Source organism: Labilibaculum sp. DW002, assembly GCF_029029525.1.
Taxonomy (GTDB): Bacteria; Bacteroidota; Bacteroidia; order Bacteroidales; family Marinifilaceae; genus Paralabilibaculum; species Paralabilibaculum antarcticum.
In genome coordinates, this window is record NZ_JAKJSC010000007.1 from 21,879 (window position 1) to 38,468 (window position 16,590).

General features: G+C 33.6%; 11 protein-coding genes and 1 pseudogene. 5 read left to right on the forward strand and 7 right to left on the reverse strand.

Annotation, left to right across the window (positions count from 1 at the left end):
• The first annotated feature begins 42 nt into the window (after nt 1-42).
• The 5 genes and pseudogenes from L3049_RS18405 to L3049_RS18420 all read left to right on the forward strand — a co-directional run bounded on the left by L3049_RS18405 (nt 43) and on the right by L3049_RS18420 (nt 6,338).
• Nucleotides 43-2,943: a sensor histidine kinase gene (locus L3049_RS18405; RefSeq protein ID WP_275111293.1), complete on the forward strand. Its 2,901-nt coding sequence runs from the start codon at nt 43-45 to the stop codon at nt 2,941-2,943.
• 150 nt (nt 2,944-3,093) lie between these two features.
• A complete protein-coding gene (locus L3049_RS18410; RefSeq protein WP_275111294.1) occupies nt 3,094-4,044 on the forward strand; it encodes a bifunctional enoyl-CoA hydratase/phosphate acetyltransferase in 951 nt (316 codons plus the stop codon).
• Nucleotides 4,045-4,107: 63 nt separating this feature from the next.
• A complete protein-coding gene (locus L3049_RS18415; protein WP_275111295.1) occupies nt 4,108-4,773 on the forward strand; it encodes a phosphate acyltransferase in 666 nt (221 codons plus the stop codon).
• 11 nt (nt 4,774-4,784) lie between these two features.
• Nucleotides 4,785-5,018: pseudogene (locus L3049_RS21695) on the forward strand (phosphate acyltransferase); the annotation flags it as partial.
• Between the two features lie 171 nt (nt 5,019-5,189).
• Complete coding sequence (locus L3049_RS18420; RefSeq protein WP_275111296.1) at nt 5,190-6,338, forward strand: twitch domain-containing radical SAM protein; 1,149 nt, start codon at nt 5,190-5,192, stop codon at nt 6,336-6,338.
• A 51-nt stretch (nt 6,339-6,389) separates the two neighbouring features.
• On the opposite strand, the gene L3049_RS18425 is transcribed toward L3049_RS18420, so the two are convergent.
• The 7 genes from L3049_RS18425 to L3049_RS18455 form a co-directional block, all read right to left on the reverse strand.
• Nucleotides 6,390-9,815 (reverse strand): PAS domain-containing hybrid sensor histidine kinase/response regulator, encoded by a 3,426-nt coding sequence (locus tag L3049_RS18425; RefSeq protein WP_275111297.1) that lies wholly within the window; start codon nt 9,813-9,815, stop codon nt 6,390-6,392.
• Between the two features lie 91 nt (nt 9,816-9,906).
• Nucleotides 9,907-12,489: a PAS domain-containing sensor histidine kinase gene (locus L3049_RS18430; RefSeq protein WP_275111298.1), complete on the reverse strand. Its 2,583-nt coding sequence runs from the start codon at nt 12,487-12,489 to the stop codon at nt 9,907-9,909.
• A gap of 180 nt (nt 12,490-12,669) precedes the next feature.
• Nucleotides 12,670-13,200: a hypothetical protein gene (locus tag L3049_RS18435; RefSeq protein ID WP_275111299.1), complete on the reverse strand. Its 531-nt coding sequence runs from the start codon at nt 13,198-13,200 to the stop codon at nt 12,670-12,672.
• A gap of 297 nt (nt 13,201-13,497) precedes the next feature.
• Nucleotides 13,498-14,019, reverse strand: a complete 522-nt coding sequence (locus L3049_RS18440; RefSeq protein WP_275111300.1) for a hypothetical protein — start codon at nt 14,017-14,019, stop codon at nt 13,498-13,500.
• Between the two features lie 128 nt (nt 14,020-14,147).
• Nucleotides 14,148-14,795, reverse strand: coding sequence for a BatD family protein (locus tag L3049_RS18445; RefSeq protein WP_275111301.1), 648 nt, complete (start codon nt 14,793-14,795; stop codon nt 14,148-14,150).
• Between the two features lie 89 nt (nt 14,796-14,884).
• Nucleotides 14,885-16,207, reverse strand: coding sequence for a metallophosphoesterase (locus tag L3049_RS18450; RefSeq protein WP_275111302.1), 1,323 nt, complete (start codon nt 16,205-16,207; stop codon nt 14,885-14,887).
• Nucleotides 16,119-16,583, reverse strand: a complete 465-nt coding sequence (locus tag L3049_RS18455) for a hypothetical protein (protein ID WP_275111303.1) — start codon at nt 16,581-16,583, stop codon at nt 16,119-16,121. The genes L3049_RS18450 and L3049_RS18455 overlap by 89 nt, the downstream gene beginning before the upstream one ends.
• Nucleotides 16,584-16,590 lie beyond the last annotated feature (7 nt).

The following is a 16,590-nucleotide window of genomic DNA, read 5'->3' on the forward strand; positions in this document are numbered from 1 at the left end:
TTCTATCAATACAATAAGGACAATAAATTAAATGAAGAGCTGGTGAAATCTATTCATCAGGATTCTCTTGGTGTTTATTATTTTGCTACTGATAAAGGATTAATTTCTCTCGTAAAAGATCATTTTATTCCAGTAGAGGTTCAAGAGGGAAAAAATCAATTTTATAAATCGTTATTTAAAAGGAAAAATGGTGATTTACTTGCACTTTCAGATGATGGAATCTATAAGATAACTCAAACATCGATAGGAAATAAAGCCGATTTGTTGTTTTTATGCAATACCGATTCCTTATTGCCAAAGTATCCTAAAGAATTTTTCGAAGATCAAAATGATGAATTGTGGCTAACGGATTTTAATCATATCTACAGGTTAAAAGGAAGTGATTTCGAACAGTACCAAATGGATAAAAAAAATCAAACTACATCCTATGCTAGGTCATTTCAATTTTTGGAATGTGATAATGGAAAATTAATGGTGGTTTCACAGTCTGGGTGGTTTTATCAGTTTGATCGCAAGAATAATCAGTTTAAAGAATCTGGTTTTAATTTGGACTTGGTAGTGAATTCCTCTTTTAAAATAGGGTCCAATGAATTTCTCTTAGGAACTTCCTTAGGAATATACAGATTAATATTAGATTTCAATGGGCAAGTGGTACATCATGAATTGATTAATGAAAGTATTATGGCCTCATGTTTTCAGGAATTATCTGAAAATAAGTTGTTAGTTGGAACCTGGTTTCAAGGAATACTAGAGATTGATTTATCAGAAGATTTTAAAGTTTATCCGATTGGTGGCTTTCCTTGTTTCACTGTTAACAATATTTTCTTAGATGATTTCGGAAAGTTTTGGATTGCTACTAATTCAGGAACTGTGGTGATGGAAAAGAAATTCTTTTCTTATCAATTTCGTTCTACTAATTCAGAGTACATTTCTTCTATTAATTTAAATGAAGATGGGAATGTTAATTTTTCAGGAAGAAAGCATATTTATAAAATCTCGAATGATGAGCAAATACAAAATATAAATCTTGAATTTGAAGGATCTATAAACGTATTTAAGAAAAGGAATAATATATCGCTTTTAGGAACAGAACAAGGATACTTGTATGTTTATAAAAATGATGAATTACACTTGAAGTTAGCCATTGCAAATAAGCCTATTACAAGTATTGAAATTGTTTCAGAACGTGAAGCATGGCTTGTATCAGATAAGGAATTATTCCATATTAATTTAAATTCTGGCCTAATAAAGAGTTATTTGCAATCCTTTAGAGGTCAGCGTATTGTTCAGGATATTTTATTAGATAAAGAAACTAATTTATTCATTGGAGCTGAATACAAAAATTCTTATCTATTTAAGTTTGATGTAGTAAGCAAAAAGGTTGAGAACATTAGTACTTCAATCGATTTTGATATTAATGAAGATTTTTGGGTTATTGATTTGGAATTTGACGAGGATACCTTGTATATGGGAACCTCTTCTGGTTTGTTAAAATATTGGGGCGAAGGTATTGAAAGGGTTGATTTGAGAGATATGACAAATAGTGAAGTCAATTCTGTAGCAATCGATCGCCATCATTCTTTTTGGATGACAACTAGTAAAGGTGTAATTCGAAAGAGGGAAAAGGATTTGTCGTTGTTTACACCGGAGCAAGGTTTGCCATCCAAAACATTTACCAACCGAAATTTAAAATTTGATTCGAATGATCATTTATGGGTCGGAACTTCCAACGGTATTGCTTATGCTTCCATTTGTGATTCAATACCCAAAACGCCAAAACCTGAGGTTAGTCGAACAGATGGAGGTAGTCAATTTGACTTGAAAAATGGTAAGGTTAAAATTAATGCCAATTCAATGTTGCTTTTGGACGTAACGGCTACTATATATCCGCAAAAACAGAATCAATTTCAATATTGCACAGTAAAAGGAAATGAGAAAATTATTGATTGGAAAGAGCTTTCTGATAAAAATCAAATTGTTATTCCAGGTTTAAAAACAGGAAAATATAAAATTTGTATAAGAGGTAAACATGAAGGGAACTACCGTTGGAGTGAACATCGCATTGTTGAATTAAATGTTGCGCAAGTTTGGTATTTGAGATGGTATGTTCTATTGGTAGATTTTTTATTGATTTTGGTTCTCATATTTTTAACTAATAAATACAGTCAAAAAAGAGCTCAACAGAATTTAATTGAATTGGAAAAGCAAGTTTCAGAGCGAACTGTTCAGCTTCAAGATTTGAACAAACATTTGGTAAGTGCGAATGTTGCAAAAGATAAATTCTTATCCATTATTGCTCATGATTTGAGAAATCCGTTTAATGCGATTAGGGGATTTTCAAAAATATTATTGAAAGATTCGGATATTTTGTCCGAAGAGGACAGAACAGAGTTAATTGAAACAATTTACAGAAGTTCTGATGATACCTTTAAGCTTTTAGAAAGTTTACTTGAGTGGGCAAATGTGCAAAAGGGAAATTTCAAATTGAATTCTGAAAATTTTGATTTGAAGACTATTTTGGAGAAAAACCTAGGACTTCATAAGAGTTTGGGATCTCTGAAAGGTCTAACATTAATAGGTGATTTTAATCGAGCAATCGTAAAAGCAGATAAGGCTATGATTGATACCGTGATCAGAAATCTATTATCTAATGCGATAAAGTATTCTAAGCCAAATCAGATTATCAAGCTACAAAGCATAGAAGCAAACGGTTTTATCGTTGTCCAAGTTACCGACCAAGGTGTTGGGATGACAGAGAAACAGCTTAAAAATTTATTTAAAATAGATACCGTTACGACTAGCGAAGGAACAGCCAATGAAACTGGAACAGGTTTTGGGTTAATGCTTAGTAAAGAGTTTGTTGAGCTTAATGGTGGTAAAATTTGGGTCGAGAGCGAGAAAAATAAAGGAACAAGCTTCTTTTTCTCCATTCCTAGAAAGTAATTTTATTCTTCACAAAAAGGTGTTATTGGGTTTTTGCATTAATTGCGAATCGTAAGTTGGTGTGGTTAATAATAGTCAATTAGTTGTTTTTATTCTTAATTAAGATACAATTCATTAATATTTTCTATTTTTGCCTTACACTTGAGAAAAGTGATAAAACACAAATGCAAACACAACACTAAAAATAAACAGAAGATGATTACACGTTTAGATCAAGTCATTGAGACGCTTAAAAACAATGAAAAAAAGAGATTGGTAGCCGCATATGCTAACGATTCTCATACAATTGGAGCTGTAAACGATGCAGTTCAGCATGGAATCATTGATGCTACCTTAGTAGGAGACCAGAAAACGATTGAAAAAACTTGTGCTGATCACAATTTCGATATCAATAAATTTACCGTAGTACATGAAGCAGATGAGTTAAAAGCAGCACAAAAAGCTGTTGAGTTGATTAATAGTGGTGAAGGTGATATGATTATGAAAGGTCTTGTAAGTACAGATAAGTATATGAAGGCTATTCTTAATAAAGAAAAAGGTTTGATGCCTCCTAAAGCTGTTTTGAGTCACGTAACTGTGATGGAGAATCCAAATTATCACAAACTATTAGTTGTAAGCGATGTTGCTGTTATTCCTCAGCCTGATTTGAATCAGAAAATTGCTATTACAAACTATGTAGTTAAGGTTGCACAATCATTGGGAATTGAAAAGCCAAAAGTTGCTATGATCGCTGCTTCAGAACAAGTTCTTCCTAAGATGGATGCTTGTGTTGATGCTGCTATTATTTCTAAAATGGCTGATCGTGGTCAGATTAAGGGTGCTTATGTTGATGGACCTTTAGCGATTGATGTTGCTATTGACAAAGAATCTGCTGAGATAAAGAAATTGGATTCAATGGTTGCTGGTGATGCTGACTGTATGGTATTCCCAAATATCGAAAGTGGTAATGTTTTTTACAAAGTAAATACGAAATTGTCAAAAGCTGAACTAGGTGCAATGGTGATGGGAGCGAAGGTTCCTGCAATTCTTTCTTCACGCGGTGATAGTGTAAAGACTAAATTATACTCTATTGCGATGGCTGCTTTAGTGGCTTCTAAATAAGTTTTGATAGATTAAAAGACGCATGTGCATGCGTCTTTACTTAAAATATAATTTCTAAGAATTATGTCCCCAATACGTTCTCTAGACCAAATGGTCCAACATCTTCGCGAAAGCGGACGAAAGAAAAAAATTGCTGTTGCTTATGCACAAGATCCAAATACCATTGGCGCAATTGCTAAGGCTATTGATGAGGGATTTGTTGATGCGGTAATGATTGGCGATGAGCAAGAAATTCGTTCTAAAGCTCAATTAGAAGATATCAATCCTGATATTTTTACAATCGTTCATATTCCTAATGATGTTGCAGCAACTACAGAAGCGGTTCGAATGGCTCGAGCCGATGAGGTAGATGTTGTAATGAAGGGATTAGTTGGGACAGATAAATTTTTGAAAGCCGTTTTGAACAAACAAAAAGGTCTGTTGCCTCCAAAGGCTTGCATGACCTATGTTTGTGCACTCGATCTTCCAAAATACGATAAGCTTCTATTCGTTTCTGATACGGCAGTATTGCCTTTTCCTGATTTGAATCAGAAGATAGCTATGGTGAATTACGGTGTGGCGATGGCAAAGCGCTTTGGTGTTGAGAAACCAAAAGTTGCTTTAATCAGTGCAACTGAAAAACCAAACCCAGCATTTCCATCGTCTATCGATGATACGATTATCTGCAAGATGGCCGATCGTGGTCAAATTAAAGATTGTATTATTGATGGTCCTTTGGATGTTTTCTAGCTTGCGATCCTGCATCTGTTGAAATCAAAGGTATTCCAACTCCAATTAATGGAGAGGCAGATTGCTTGGTATTTCCATCTTTAGAATCGTGTAATTCTTTTTATAAAGGCTTAATGCTATTTGGTGGTGGCGAACTGGCTGGACTAATTCAAGGTACCATAAAACCTGTTGTTGTTATGTCACGAAGCGAGAGTCAGCAATCAAAATTCTATTGTATTGCATTATCCGTATTAATGGCAGATTAAATAATTGGTAGTTATCAATTTATAATGAATAATTGAAGAGGCGCGAACTATCGTGTCTCTTTTTTATTGCAGCTTAATAGTGGTTTGCGTTTTGGTGCCTTAAATTATAATTTCTGTGCACTTCGAATCTATTTAATTAATAATTCATCATTCAATTCTTATCTTTGCCAAATGACAAATCCAAAACCATATTGTTTGATGCCATGGATACACTACCATGTTGGAAATGCGGGTCGGGTAAAAGCATGCTGTGTAGCAAATATCCCATTTGGGGATAGCAATACACAAACATTTTCTGAAATATGGAATGGAGCAGCAATAGATGAGTTAAGAGTGAAATTTGCAAAAGGAGAAAAGGATTCTCGTTGCAAAGTTTGTCATCGATTAGAGGAAGCAGGAGGGAAGAGTATACGACAAGAAACCCATGAGAAATTTGGAGAGAATTTCGCTAAGCATAAAAGTAATCTTCCAATCTATTTTGACATCCGCTTTTCAAATGCCTGCAATTTTGCTTGTCGTACTTGTTGGCACGGTGCTAGTTCAGCTTGGTTTCCCGAGGCCAAACAAATGGGTCGTAACCTGGGTGAAAAAGCCTTATTGCAAAACATCAACGATTTTGATGCATTTATAGAACAGACGGGAGAAGCATTGTTAAACGCTAAAGAAATCTACTTTGCTGGCGGTGAGCCCTTAGCCACAAAAGAGCATTACCTCTTGTTAGACTGGCTAGTAAAGAACAAGGCGACACAAATTCATTTGCGTTACAATACGAACTTCTCACAATTGAAAATGGGAGGCTATAATGTGCTGGATTATTGGAAACATTTTTCAGCAGTGGAAATATTATCGAGTATTGATGCGCATGGAGAACTGGGAGAATATATCCGAAAAGGCTTTAATTGGGAGCAATTTAGGGCGAACAGAAAGCAAATTCAATCCCATAAACACATTCGCTTCTTAATAGCGCCAACAATTTCTGTTTTTTCTATTTTAAATTTGCCTAAGCTTTACAAAACTTGCTTGCAAGAAGGAATTATCGATCTTGATGGATTGTACATTAATATGCTCGACAGACCTTTGCATTACAATACAAAAGCATTGCCAGAGAAATACAAGCAAAAGGTGGTAGAGGAATACTTAAGTTTTTACAATTGGGCGGAGAAGGAGAAGATTCCACAGACAATACTTAATCAGTTTAAAGAGTGTGAGACTTACATGCTTAGCGAAGATCTTTCGAAGCAATGGAAAAACTTTCAAAAGGAAACCGCTCTTTTAGATGAGATGAGAAATGAAAGTGTAAATGAGGCTTTGAATTTTTAAATAACTTCAAGTAAATTTCATTTGCTGCGGATAAATAGAGAGCGCTTAGTTTTAGAAACGACTAGCTATTAACTCTAATAATTTGTTCTTGTTAATTGGTTTTGTAATGAAGTCATTGCAGCCAGCGGCTATACATTTTTCACGATCTCCTATTTGAGCAAAAGCAGTTTGCGCCAGGATATATACTTCTTTATTGAATTCACGAATTCTACGAGTAGCTTCATGTCCATCAATTTCCGGAATTCTTATGTCCATTAATATCAAATCGAGATTCGTATTGTTGCGGCATATATCAACAGCATCGGTTCCGTTAGTAGCAACTAAGATGTCTTTTTCATATTTTTTCAAAATAATTTTTAAATAGGCTATAACTGCTTCCTCATCTTCGACAATTAGAATCTGTAATTTCTTTTCGGATAATTCTACAATGCCAGAAGGTTCAATTGTTTTGCTTAATTTTTTAAACTTATTTTCTTTTATTGGTATTGTAAAAGAAAAATGAGAGCCAACACCAACTTCACTTTCTAATTGCATTTTACCTCCAAGTTTTTCAACATATGCACTCGCAATAGACAGACCTAATCCTGATCCTTCTTGGACCATTCGATCCTCGGTGTCTGCTTGTATAAATCTTTGGAATACAGTCTCTTGTTTTTCTTTCGGTATTCCTATGCCGGTATCCTTAATCGAAAAATGGAATAATGAGGGAGTCGATTTGGTGTCTAATTCATAGCTCAAATTTATACTGCCAGATTGAGTGTATTTAATTGCATTTTTAATAAGATTGGTTAAAATGGAATTCAACTTATCTTCATCCGTTTTTATCAGGACAGATTCATTAGGTAAATTCTTTTTTATTGAAAATTGAATGTTCTTTTTTTCAGCTTCAAGAGTGAAAAATTCATACAATTCATCTATTTGTTTGTTCAAATCTACATCTGTTAATGAAATTTGGATCTGCTCCGATTCAATAATAGATATGTCAATAATATTATGAATTGTTGTAAGCATTCGAGCGCCACTTTTTTCAATGATATCAATGTATTTCTGTTGTTTTTCTCCAGAAAGATCAGGCGACTTTAGCAGATCTGTAAAGCCAAGAATTCCATTCATTGGGGTGCGAATTTCATGACTCATATTTGCTAGAAATGCAGATTTTAATCGATCCGATTCTTCTGCTTTTTCTTTGGCTTTGATTAAAGCATTTTCTGCTTTTTTGATTTTAGTTATGTCTTGAAATGTACCCGTAAGTTTAGATGGAAGACCACCAATAAAACTGACCTCACATGTTGTTCGAACATCTATTTTTCTCCCCTTAGTAGTGTATGTTTCCAATACTAAATCATAGCCTTTTCCTTCTTCTATTGCTGATTTTAATGCCTCAGAGATCATACGACGCGATTCTGGAAGGAAATAATTAACACCTGCGTCCACGGTCGGATCAAATTCTTCAGGTGATGTTTCGTGAATGCGATAAGTTTCAGCAGTCCAGAATAAATTATTGGTAGCGATATCCAATTCCCATCCTCCAACTTTGGCGATAGACTGAGAAGCTTCTAATAATTTATAGCTCTGGCGTAACAGATGCTCCGTTTGTTTTATTTTTGTAATGTCTCTTCCAATAACACAAATCAATTGTTTCTCTTCTCCTCTGTTAATAAGGGAAAGGTTGTAGTCTATTGGAATATAGCCTTTGTTTTTTACAAAAGCATCTACCTGAACATTACTTTGTCCAGATTCAATACAATTATTAATTGCTTTTACAATTTTAGGAAGGTCTTCGGTTCTATGAAACGAAGCAGAACCTGCTAAACCTTCTTTTACTTCATTGTAACTAAGGTTCATGATATCCATGATAGCCTGATTCCAGTAAATCGCATTGTTTGTTTCAGGGTCGAATAAGTAAATGATGTCATTTGCAGCATTCATAACCGATTCACTAAAAGACTTTTCATTTTTCAATTCTTCTTCTGCCTGTTTCCGCTCTGATATATCTCTTCCAATTACACAAATGAATCGCTCGTTTACGCCTCTTTCCACTAAAGAAAGATTATATTCAAATGGGATATAAGAATTATCTTTTGCACGAGCATCTACTTGAATTTGACTTCTCCCATTAGCTAAACATTTTTTAATTGTTAATTCAAGACGGGTTAAGTCCTCCTGTTTATAGAAGGATTCTGAACCAGCCAATCTTGATTTCATTTCATCATTTGTGTAACCAAGGATATCCATATTTGCCTGATTCCAATAGATCGGCTTTCCTGTAGCAGGATCAAAGATGTATATTGTATCTGCAGCAGCATTCATTATGGCCTCACTAAATGCTTTTTCAATTTTCAGTGCTTCTTTGGCTTCAGTTCGATCTGTAACGTCCGAAGCCATGCTCATTACAATTCTGTTTCCTTCCGGAGAAATGCCAATGGGACTTGAGCTAAAATCCCAAATTCGTGTATTACCACACTTGGTTTTAACTTCCCATTCTCCATCGTGAACTCTTGATTTTATGGAGTAAAGGCTTTCAACGAACGCTTTACTGGGAACAGCATTTTCGCCATATGCTTTTTTCGACCATTCTTCGATTGTTGGAATATCTTTTAGGGTATAACCAGTTAATTCAGTCCATGCACTGGTCAATTGAAGTATTTTACCTTCACAGTGAATCATTGCAGGAAAAGGAGCGAAAGTAATGGCGTTATTAAGGTGCTGTTCACTTAATTTTAGTTCGTCTTCAGCTTTTTTACGAAGGGTAATATCAATAATTACAGCTAAAGTTCTTCTTATTTTCCCATCTTCACCATATTCAGCAATAGCTGAAAGTAAGGTGTTGATTATTTCACCTTGTTTTGTAATAAAATCGTATCGTACATCAGTAATTTTACCATTTTCTAAAAATTTCGGTAGTGCGATATTTTTTGCATATTCCTGCGATTCAGGAGTAAGAAACTCAATTGATTTTTTGCCAATAATTTCTTCTCGTTTGTAGCCCATGTTTTTGAGCCATAAATCGCTTGCACTTAAAAGACAACCATCCGGACCAATAGAATGTACCATTGCTGGCGTTTGGTTGTACAAATTTCGATATATATTTGCACTTTTCTGACATTGCTTTTCTGTTGCTTTTTGAACGGTAATGTCTTTACCAATAAAGTAGATGATTTTTTCTTTTGGCTTTGAATCTGATGACCATTGAATGTTTTTTAAGCATCCATTTTTACATATCAGTGTACTTTCAAAAAAGGATGGAAGTTTTCCATCCTGCAAATTGAAATTCTCCTTTTCGATTGTATTATTACCGTTTCCAAATATTAAATCGAGGAAGGTTTGTGATCGGATTTCTTCCTTTGAATAACCAAGCAATTTCTCCCAGCAAGGGTTTACGTACTGAATATTTCCATTGAAGGCTACGATGCACATTAAATCGGGAGATAAGTCGAGAAAATGATTTTGAACTTGGGTTGAGGCAGCGTTCTTCATATGGAAAGTTTGATGGCTTATTTTGTGATATGCAAAATTTTAAAGTTTATATCTATGTAGTATTAACGTGTATAAGACTAAAAAGTTTTCCTTATTTTTTGTAGGGAATAGAGAATGAAAATTTGGAGCCAGAATTAACTTCACTTTCCACCCATATTTTTCCGCCCAACATTTCCACGTAAGCCTTAGTAATAGCCAATCCTAAACCCGAACCTTCATAAACCTTTTCGTCTTCAATATCTGCTTGTATAAAGCGTTCAAATATTGCAGTTTGCCTTTTTTTAGGGATTCCAATTCCAGTATCTTTTATATGGAATTCAAGCTTTGTTTTTTTTGTGTCTTTTTTAATGGAGTAAGCAAATTCAATTTTACCAGAATGTGTGTATTTTATTGCATTTTTAATTAGGTTGGTGACGATTGAATTTAGTTTTTCAAGATCAGATTTTACCACACAATATTCATTAGGAAGCTTATTTGGAATGCTAAGTTGTATGCCTTTACGATTCGCTTCGGGTAAAAAGAATTCGAGAAAATCATCAGCATGTTGATTTAAATCAATAGACGATAGGCTTACATCTGCTTGTCCCGATTCAATTGTCGAAATATCAATAATATCATGTATGGTGGATAACATACGTGCACCACTATTTTCGATTATTTTGATGTATTTCTGTTGCTTTTCTCCAGTAAGTCCAGGGGTTTTTAAGAGATCGGTGAAGCCCAGAATTCCATTCATTGGCGTTCGTATTTCATGGCTCATATTTGCTAGAAAGGCAGATTTTAATCGATCCGATTCTTCTGCTTTTTCTTTGGCTTTTATGAGCTCATTTTCAGCTTCTTTACTTTTTGTAACATCTCTTCCAATAACACAAATGTATTTTTCCTTTTGGCCTCTGTCTATTCTTGAAAGATTAAAGTCGAATGGGATGTAAGAATTGTCTTTTGCTCGAGCTTCTACCTGAATCGAACTTCTCCCATATTCTAAACAGTCATTAGTACATTTTTCAAGTCGATCCAAATCCTCGTCTTTATGAAAAGATGCTGAACCTGCTAATCTTGATTTCATTTCTTCATTTGTGTAACCTAATATATCCAGATTGGCCTGGTTCCAATAAATGGGTTCGCCAGTTTCTGGATTGAATATGTATATCACATCTGTGGCTGCATTCATTACAGATTCACTAAAGGCTTTTTCACGTTTAACTTCTTCTGCTGCTAGTTTACGCTCTGTAATATCTCTAAAAGCAGTAACTCTAAGTTTTTGATTGTCTTTATCGAAATATGTTTTTCCTTCTATTTCAACGGGAAATTCTGTCCCGTCTTTTCTAAGCATAATAATTTCATAAGGGAGTGTACGCTCATTTTGAATATTGTTGTAAACAATTTGTTGGTGCTCTTTTCTTACAAGCATTTTTACTAAATCAGCACTGTCTATCTCATCTTGTGTGTAGCCAAATAGTTTAACAAAAGATTCATTCATACTAATTGGAACTCCTTTGTCATGAATTAAAATTCCTTCGAATGTTGCATTAGAAAGAATTTCAAATTTTGTTTTATGCTCTACTGCAATATTTTTAATCTGTTTTAATTCGTTTTCTTGTTCAATTCTTTTGGTTACATCAACAGAGGCACAGTCAAGAATACCACTTTTGCTAAGTTTAAACGATGCTTCATTCCAAATAAGAGTGCCATCCACTTTTTTAGTGTGCATTAACACATTGTCTATTCTTCCTTTGCTATTAATTTCAGATAAAATGTGGTCTCTATCTTCTATATTTGCATAATGATTTACGCTTTCAAACTTTTCTTTGAATTCGTCAATTGTAGTGTAACCGAATAGCTTTGCAGCAGCATAATTTGCATGGATTACTTTTCCTATATTCAAATCATGTTGGAATAATGCTACAAGTGCGCTCTTATATAGGTTTTTATAGTTCTTATCCTTTTCCTGAAGTTTTGTTTCCATTTCTTTTTTAGCAGAAATGTCAACAATGTCAGATACAGAATAATACTCTCCTTCAATTTCGATTAAAGTAACATTCACATCTGCTAAAATTGTTTTTCCAGATTTATGGAGTAATGAAAGTTCTTTAACTTCCAATTTACCTTCATTTAAAAGAACAGAAAGTAATCGTTCTCTATCTTCATCAATTTTCCAGAATTTTTCAGTGGTTTTTCCTAATATTTCATCTCGTGTGTATCCAAAAGTAGTTTCAAAGCTTGTATTGCACTCAATAATTTTTCTGGTTTCAATATTGTTGATTGCAATTGCATTTGGCGAGTTCTCAAATATTCGGCGAAATTTATCTTCTGTAATTCTCTTTTTAGTAATATCTTTCCCAATGCAGTAAATTACATTTTCTTCAAGAATTGGCCTGAATGTCCAGTGAATATATTTTATCTCACCATTTTTACAGACGTATCGGTTCTCAAAATCTTGAATGATATTGCCTTTCGATAAATTAAACATTTCCTCATCATTCTTGGGATGATCATGAGGATGTATAAAATCTAAAAATGGTTTTGAAAGTAATTCTTTTTCGGTATATCCAAGCAGTTTTTCCCATGTAGGATTTATATATTTTAAAAAACCATCAAAACCTGCAATGCAAATTAAATCTGGAGATAATTCAAGAAAATGAGATTGCAGTTTTGGTGAGATATTGTTCTTCATTTAATAGAATTAAGAGGGTTCTATCAAATATAACAAAAAAATGAGTTTTCGTTCAATAAAACGAAGTGATGATTAGGTAATAGAAACTGATTTTAATAAGGTTAAATCTCACTGGTTATGGTAATAAGTGCACTTTTGTATTTTGCTTGTACAATACAAGCTTGTGGATGGTGCTGGGTACTATAAAATATACAAATATGTTCCAATTACAATAAGAACGCATAACGTACTGATTGCATAGAATATACAATTGCACTTTAAATTTATTTTCAATATTTTACTGGCTCTCCAAACCATTAATAACAGGATCAGAACAACAAAAATAGCCACTGTATACTTTCCTATTTCAAGACTTGCAGATATTACAGCTTCATCTTGATTTTCAAAACCACCAAAAACCAATGAAAAGAACCTTGTGAAAAATGCAAAAAACACAAATGGATAAACATAAACTGTTTTGTACTTTTCTATGATCAAAAGAAATATAAACGATTGTAGAATCGTAAATAGAGGCCCTCCAATGCTAGAAAGCAATTTGTGATTTTCCCCTATATAATGCCCATTTTTTACATTAACATTGTTTAAACTATAACTCATGTCATTTCCTAATAACTCTCCAACAATCCAATGACCAAATTCATGAAAAAGATAAGTTAAATAAGCGATCGGAATGAATAGTAAAAAAAGCCTTATAAGTATTTTCTTATCCATCTTGATTTACATTTAAGATATAAATATACTAAAATTTAATCTTGCTGTTCTGTAAGTGTTTCATCCTTTATTCGTTTAGGCTCATTTGATATTGTAAAACTTGGGATCATTACATTGATGCCAATAATTATAGGCATATCACGCAGTTATAAAATAAAGAGTGTACGTTCATTTTTGTCTTTGTAAGCTAAAACGAACTTTTTGAGTTTCTTGTGCGAAATAATTTGCAGTTACAAGAGCCTAAGTTGGTTCCGCCACCAAACGATACAATCGTTCGGTAGCGGTATATTTTAAAAACTAATCTTGCACATTACTAAGGATGCACTGTCCACCTTCAAGTACAGCTTTCGCATATTTGTTTTTCTTTCCTTTTAAAATAATGTCCAAGTATTCACCATTTGTATCAGGATATCGGAAGGCTAGCATCTTATATTTAGCCAACTTGCTTAGCTCATCTTTGGTTAAGCAAAATATAAACGTATAAGCCGTAAATACCGATGCAGCATATTGACTGGCCCTAATTTGTGTTTCAGGATTAGCATCCACACAAGTAAGTAACTCCATGGTTTCGTTGTTGTCCAGTTTAAAAAATGCTTTTTGTCCTTTTTCCATAACTACATTTTTTTCACCATTGTAATTGCATCTAATTCCAAACTTGATTTCATCGCCTTTGTACTCGTAAAAAACGATGCCATGTTTCCAATTAAAGGATACTACTTTCTCATTGGTAAAAGGATCTTCTTTTACTTGGCATTTTTGTGCGTTTCCATCAAAAGAAAAAAGACTGAATAGAACCAAAAAAGTAAAAATGATTTTCATGTTTAAATAATTTATGAGTTAGTGAGAATTGTGTTGTTTATTGTTGTGTGTGGTCGTAAAGACATTCTTGATAGCAATTTGGGGGCAGCATTTTACATGCCATTACTTTTGCAAAATGTTATTCATCCTTATTTAACCTCAAATTTTACTGGGGCTAGTTTAATATTCTTTGGTAAATCTTTAAAAAAGCTTCTGTTAATTTCAAATATCCCTTTTCTCTTTAGCGTAAGGGTATATTCAATTTGGGTAGAATATTTTCCATTTGATACTTGTGTATTACTAGATTGACCATTGATTATAAATATTTCGTTTTCTTTAAATTGAGCTTTAAATGATCGATTTGATTTACCTGTTATTTTGACTTTAATCTTTTCGCCTAGGCTAGCTTCCTTGGGTATTTCAAGCTTAATTTGTTGTACAGGTGGCTTTACAACTTGTACACTTACGCTATTTGATATATACACCTTTCCTAGCATGTTAATTTGGTATGGACCAATAATGTTTTCACCCAATGTTTCAGGATTAGCATAAACAAGTGTGCTAAAATTATTGTTGCCTTCAGAACCTTCAAAAAAACCACCCAAAATACCTTTGTCTTGGTTCTTATCATTGAAAATATCACTCTGAATACCTTCTAATGATAAACGTATGCTAAGGCTTTCACCTGTATAAATGGTATCACGTAAGGCACTTGCTTTTAACTTTACTTCTTCTTGTGCGCAAGCCATAAAAGCAAGGCAAAATATGCTTAGTACTAATGGTTTGAATTTATTCATAGTTGTAAATCAGTCTTTTTTAGTTTGTAAATTAAGCACTACGCTACCACATGTATCCTGTGTGTGACTGTAGCAGCGGCATCGGGGGACTATATTTTTTCTTTGTTTCCCATATCATCTACCTTGAACCTATTGTCCAATTCAATTAATAACCCTTTTCCTCTGCTAGCATCTGTGTCTTTATGTGGAAAATGAACATCAACATTAATTAATGAGTTGTCATACTCTTGTTTGATATCCTTTCTGGTAGAGTGACCAATAACTAATAATGAAACATCAAAATATTGCTTTGCATTATTGATTTCGAGAGGTGTCTGTTCATTGCTATAGGTTGCAAATCCTCGATACCATAAAGGACCTGTTTTACTATGGATTTTCTTACTTATAGAATCTGTGAAAGTATTCGTGCCAATACTATTTCTTACAATCTGATTTATTTCTTTTATCGATAATTTTAGATTGAGTAAGTCCTGGCTTATACCTCCATGAACAAATAGAATATCTCCTATTTTTTCAATTGTGTTTTTAGTCCGAAGCCATCTTCCTATCTCACTATTTGGTCCATAAAAATCGGTTGAATAATCTAAATTTAGTTTGCTTGCTAAATTCGTATACTTAGACCTTACATGAGGATTACATCCATACAGATTATTTCGTTCGTGATTGCCTAAAATAAAATGCACACAACCACCATAATTAGAAGCTTGCTGTTCTAGTTTATAGATTAACCACAAGCATTGAGTCACATTAAGGCCTCTGTCTACAAAATCGCCTACAAGTACTAAATGCCCATTGCCAAAACTCCAATCGGAATTAGCATCTATTATTCCATTTGCTCTTAATAGTTTATGGAAAGCATACATGTTACCTTCTATATCGGATATTGTGAATATTTTGTCTGGTTTTGAGTATGTGGATTGGGGAATAGACAATGAATCCTTCAAATCAACTTTAAATGATATGGCGGTAGGATCGTCGTAGTTGTATACATTTACCGTAAATTCCTTACCAAATTCAAGTATAGAGAATCGCTCATCTTGAATCTCGAAATCACCCGATTTTTCTACTACGCTTATTAATCTTAAAGAGTCCTTTTCGTAAAGGATATAAGCACCATCGGTAGAAATGCTTTGTCGGTGTTCCAAATAAGTAATGTGCTTTAATTTCTGATGTTCGCTAACAAAAAAACGCAGCCATATTGCGAATGATCCAATAATTACGAACAAGGTAATTCCTGTAATTTTTAAAATTCGTTTAAACATTGGTCTTTGTTTTAATGAGCTAAAGGCCCATGATAAGTAAGTTTTTGTTAGTTGCTGGTTCTTATTCGTCCAAATTCCACCAGAGATACAAAATGTTTTCTTCGTTTTGATCTGAAATTGCAAAATCACCACTCCTTTTTGGAATTTCATTTATTGCGTTTTGAAATTCAATCAGTTTTGCTTTTCCAAACTGAATTTCAATACCCTTATTCAACTCTATAATCTTCCAATAATCTGTTGATTCAGATGTTTTGCAACTCAGAATTAAATTAGTTTTCGATTTCCAACTTTCAGTTCCATTTTTATTGTTTGGAACTCTGACTTGTGATTCAGTTGGCAATTTGATCGAAATAGTCTTTTTACTCGACCATTCACAGTTATTCATTAAATTCAATAATGCTGAAATACTTTCACATGCTTTTAAATCAACAGTAAAGTTCCAAGCAGGATAATTCCGCGGGTTGTTTTTATAAGTCCAAGTGTAAACTTTTCCTTCTATTTTATATTTCTGAATTTGGGCTTTCATTAGATTT

Excerpts from the sequence above, each read along its gene's own strand:
- L3049_RS18415 (WP_275111295.1), top strand. The coding sequence starts at position 4,108 with ATGTCCCCAATACGTTCTCTAGACCAAATGGTCCAACATCTTCGCGAA.
- L3049_RS18420 (WP_275111296.1), top strand. The coding sequence starts at position 5,190 with ATGACAAATCCAAAACCATATTGTTTGATGCCATGGATACACTACCAT.
- L3049_RS18425 (WP_275111297.1), bottom strand. The coding sequence starts at position 9,815 with ATGAAGAACGCTGCCTCAACCCAAGTTCAAAATCATTTTCTCGACTTA.
- L3049_RS18430 (WP_275111298.1), bottom strand. The coding sequence starts at position 12,489 with ATGAAGAACAATATCTCACCAAAACTGCAATCTCATTTTCTTGAATTA.
- L3049_RS18435 (WP_275111299.1), bottom strand. The coding sequence starts at position 13,200 with ATGGATAAGAAAATACTTATAAGGCTTTTTTTACTATTCATTCCGATC.
- L3049_RS18440 (WP_275111300.1), bottom strand. The coding sequence starts at position 14,019 with ATGAAAATCATTTTTACTTTTTTGGTTCTATTCAGTCTTTTTTCTTTT.
- L3049_RS18445 (WP_275111301.1), bottom strand. The coding sequence starts at position 14,795 with ATGAATAAATTCAAACCATTAGTACTAAGCATATTTTGCCTTGCTTTT.
- L3049_RS18450 (WP_275111302.1), bottom strand. The coding sequence starts at position 16,207 with ATGAAATTCCAAAAAGGAGTGGTGATTTTGCAATTTCAGATCAAAACG.
- L3049_RS18455 (WP_275111303.1), bottom strand. The coding sequence starts at position 16,583 with ATGAAAGCCCAAATTCAGAAATATAAAATAGAAGGAAAAGTTTACACT.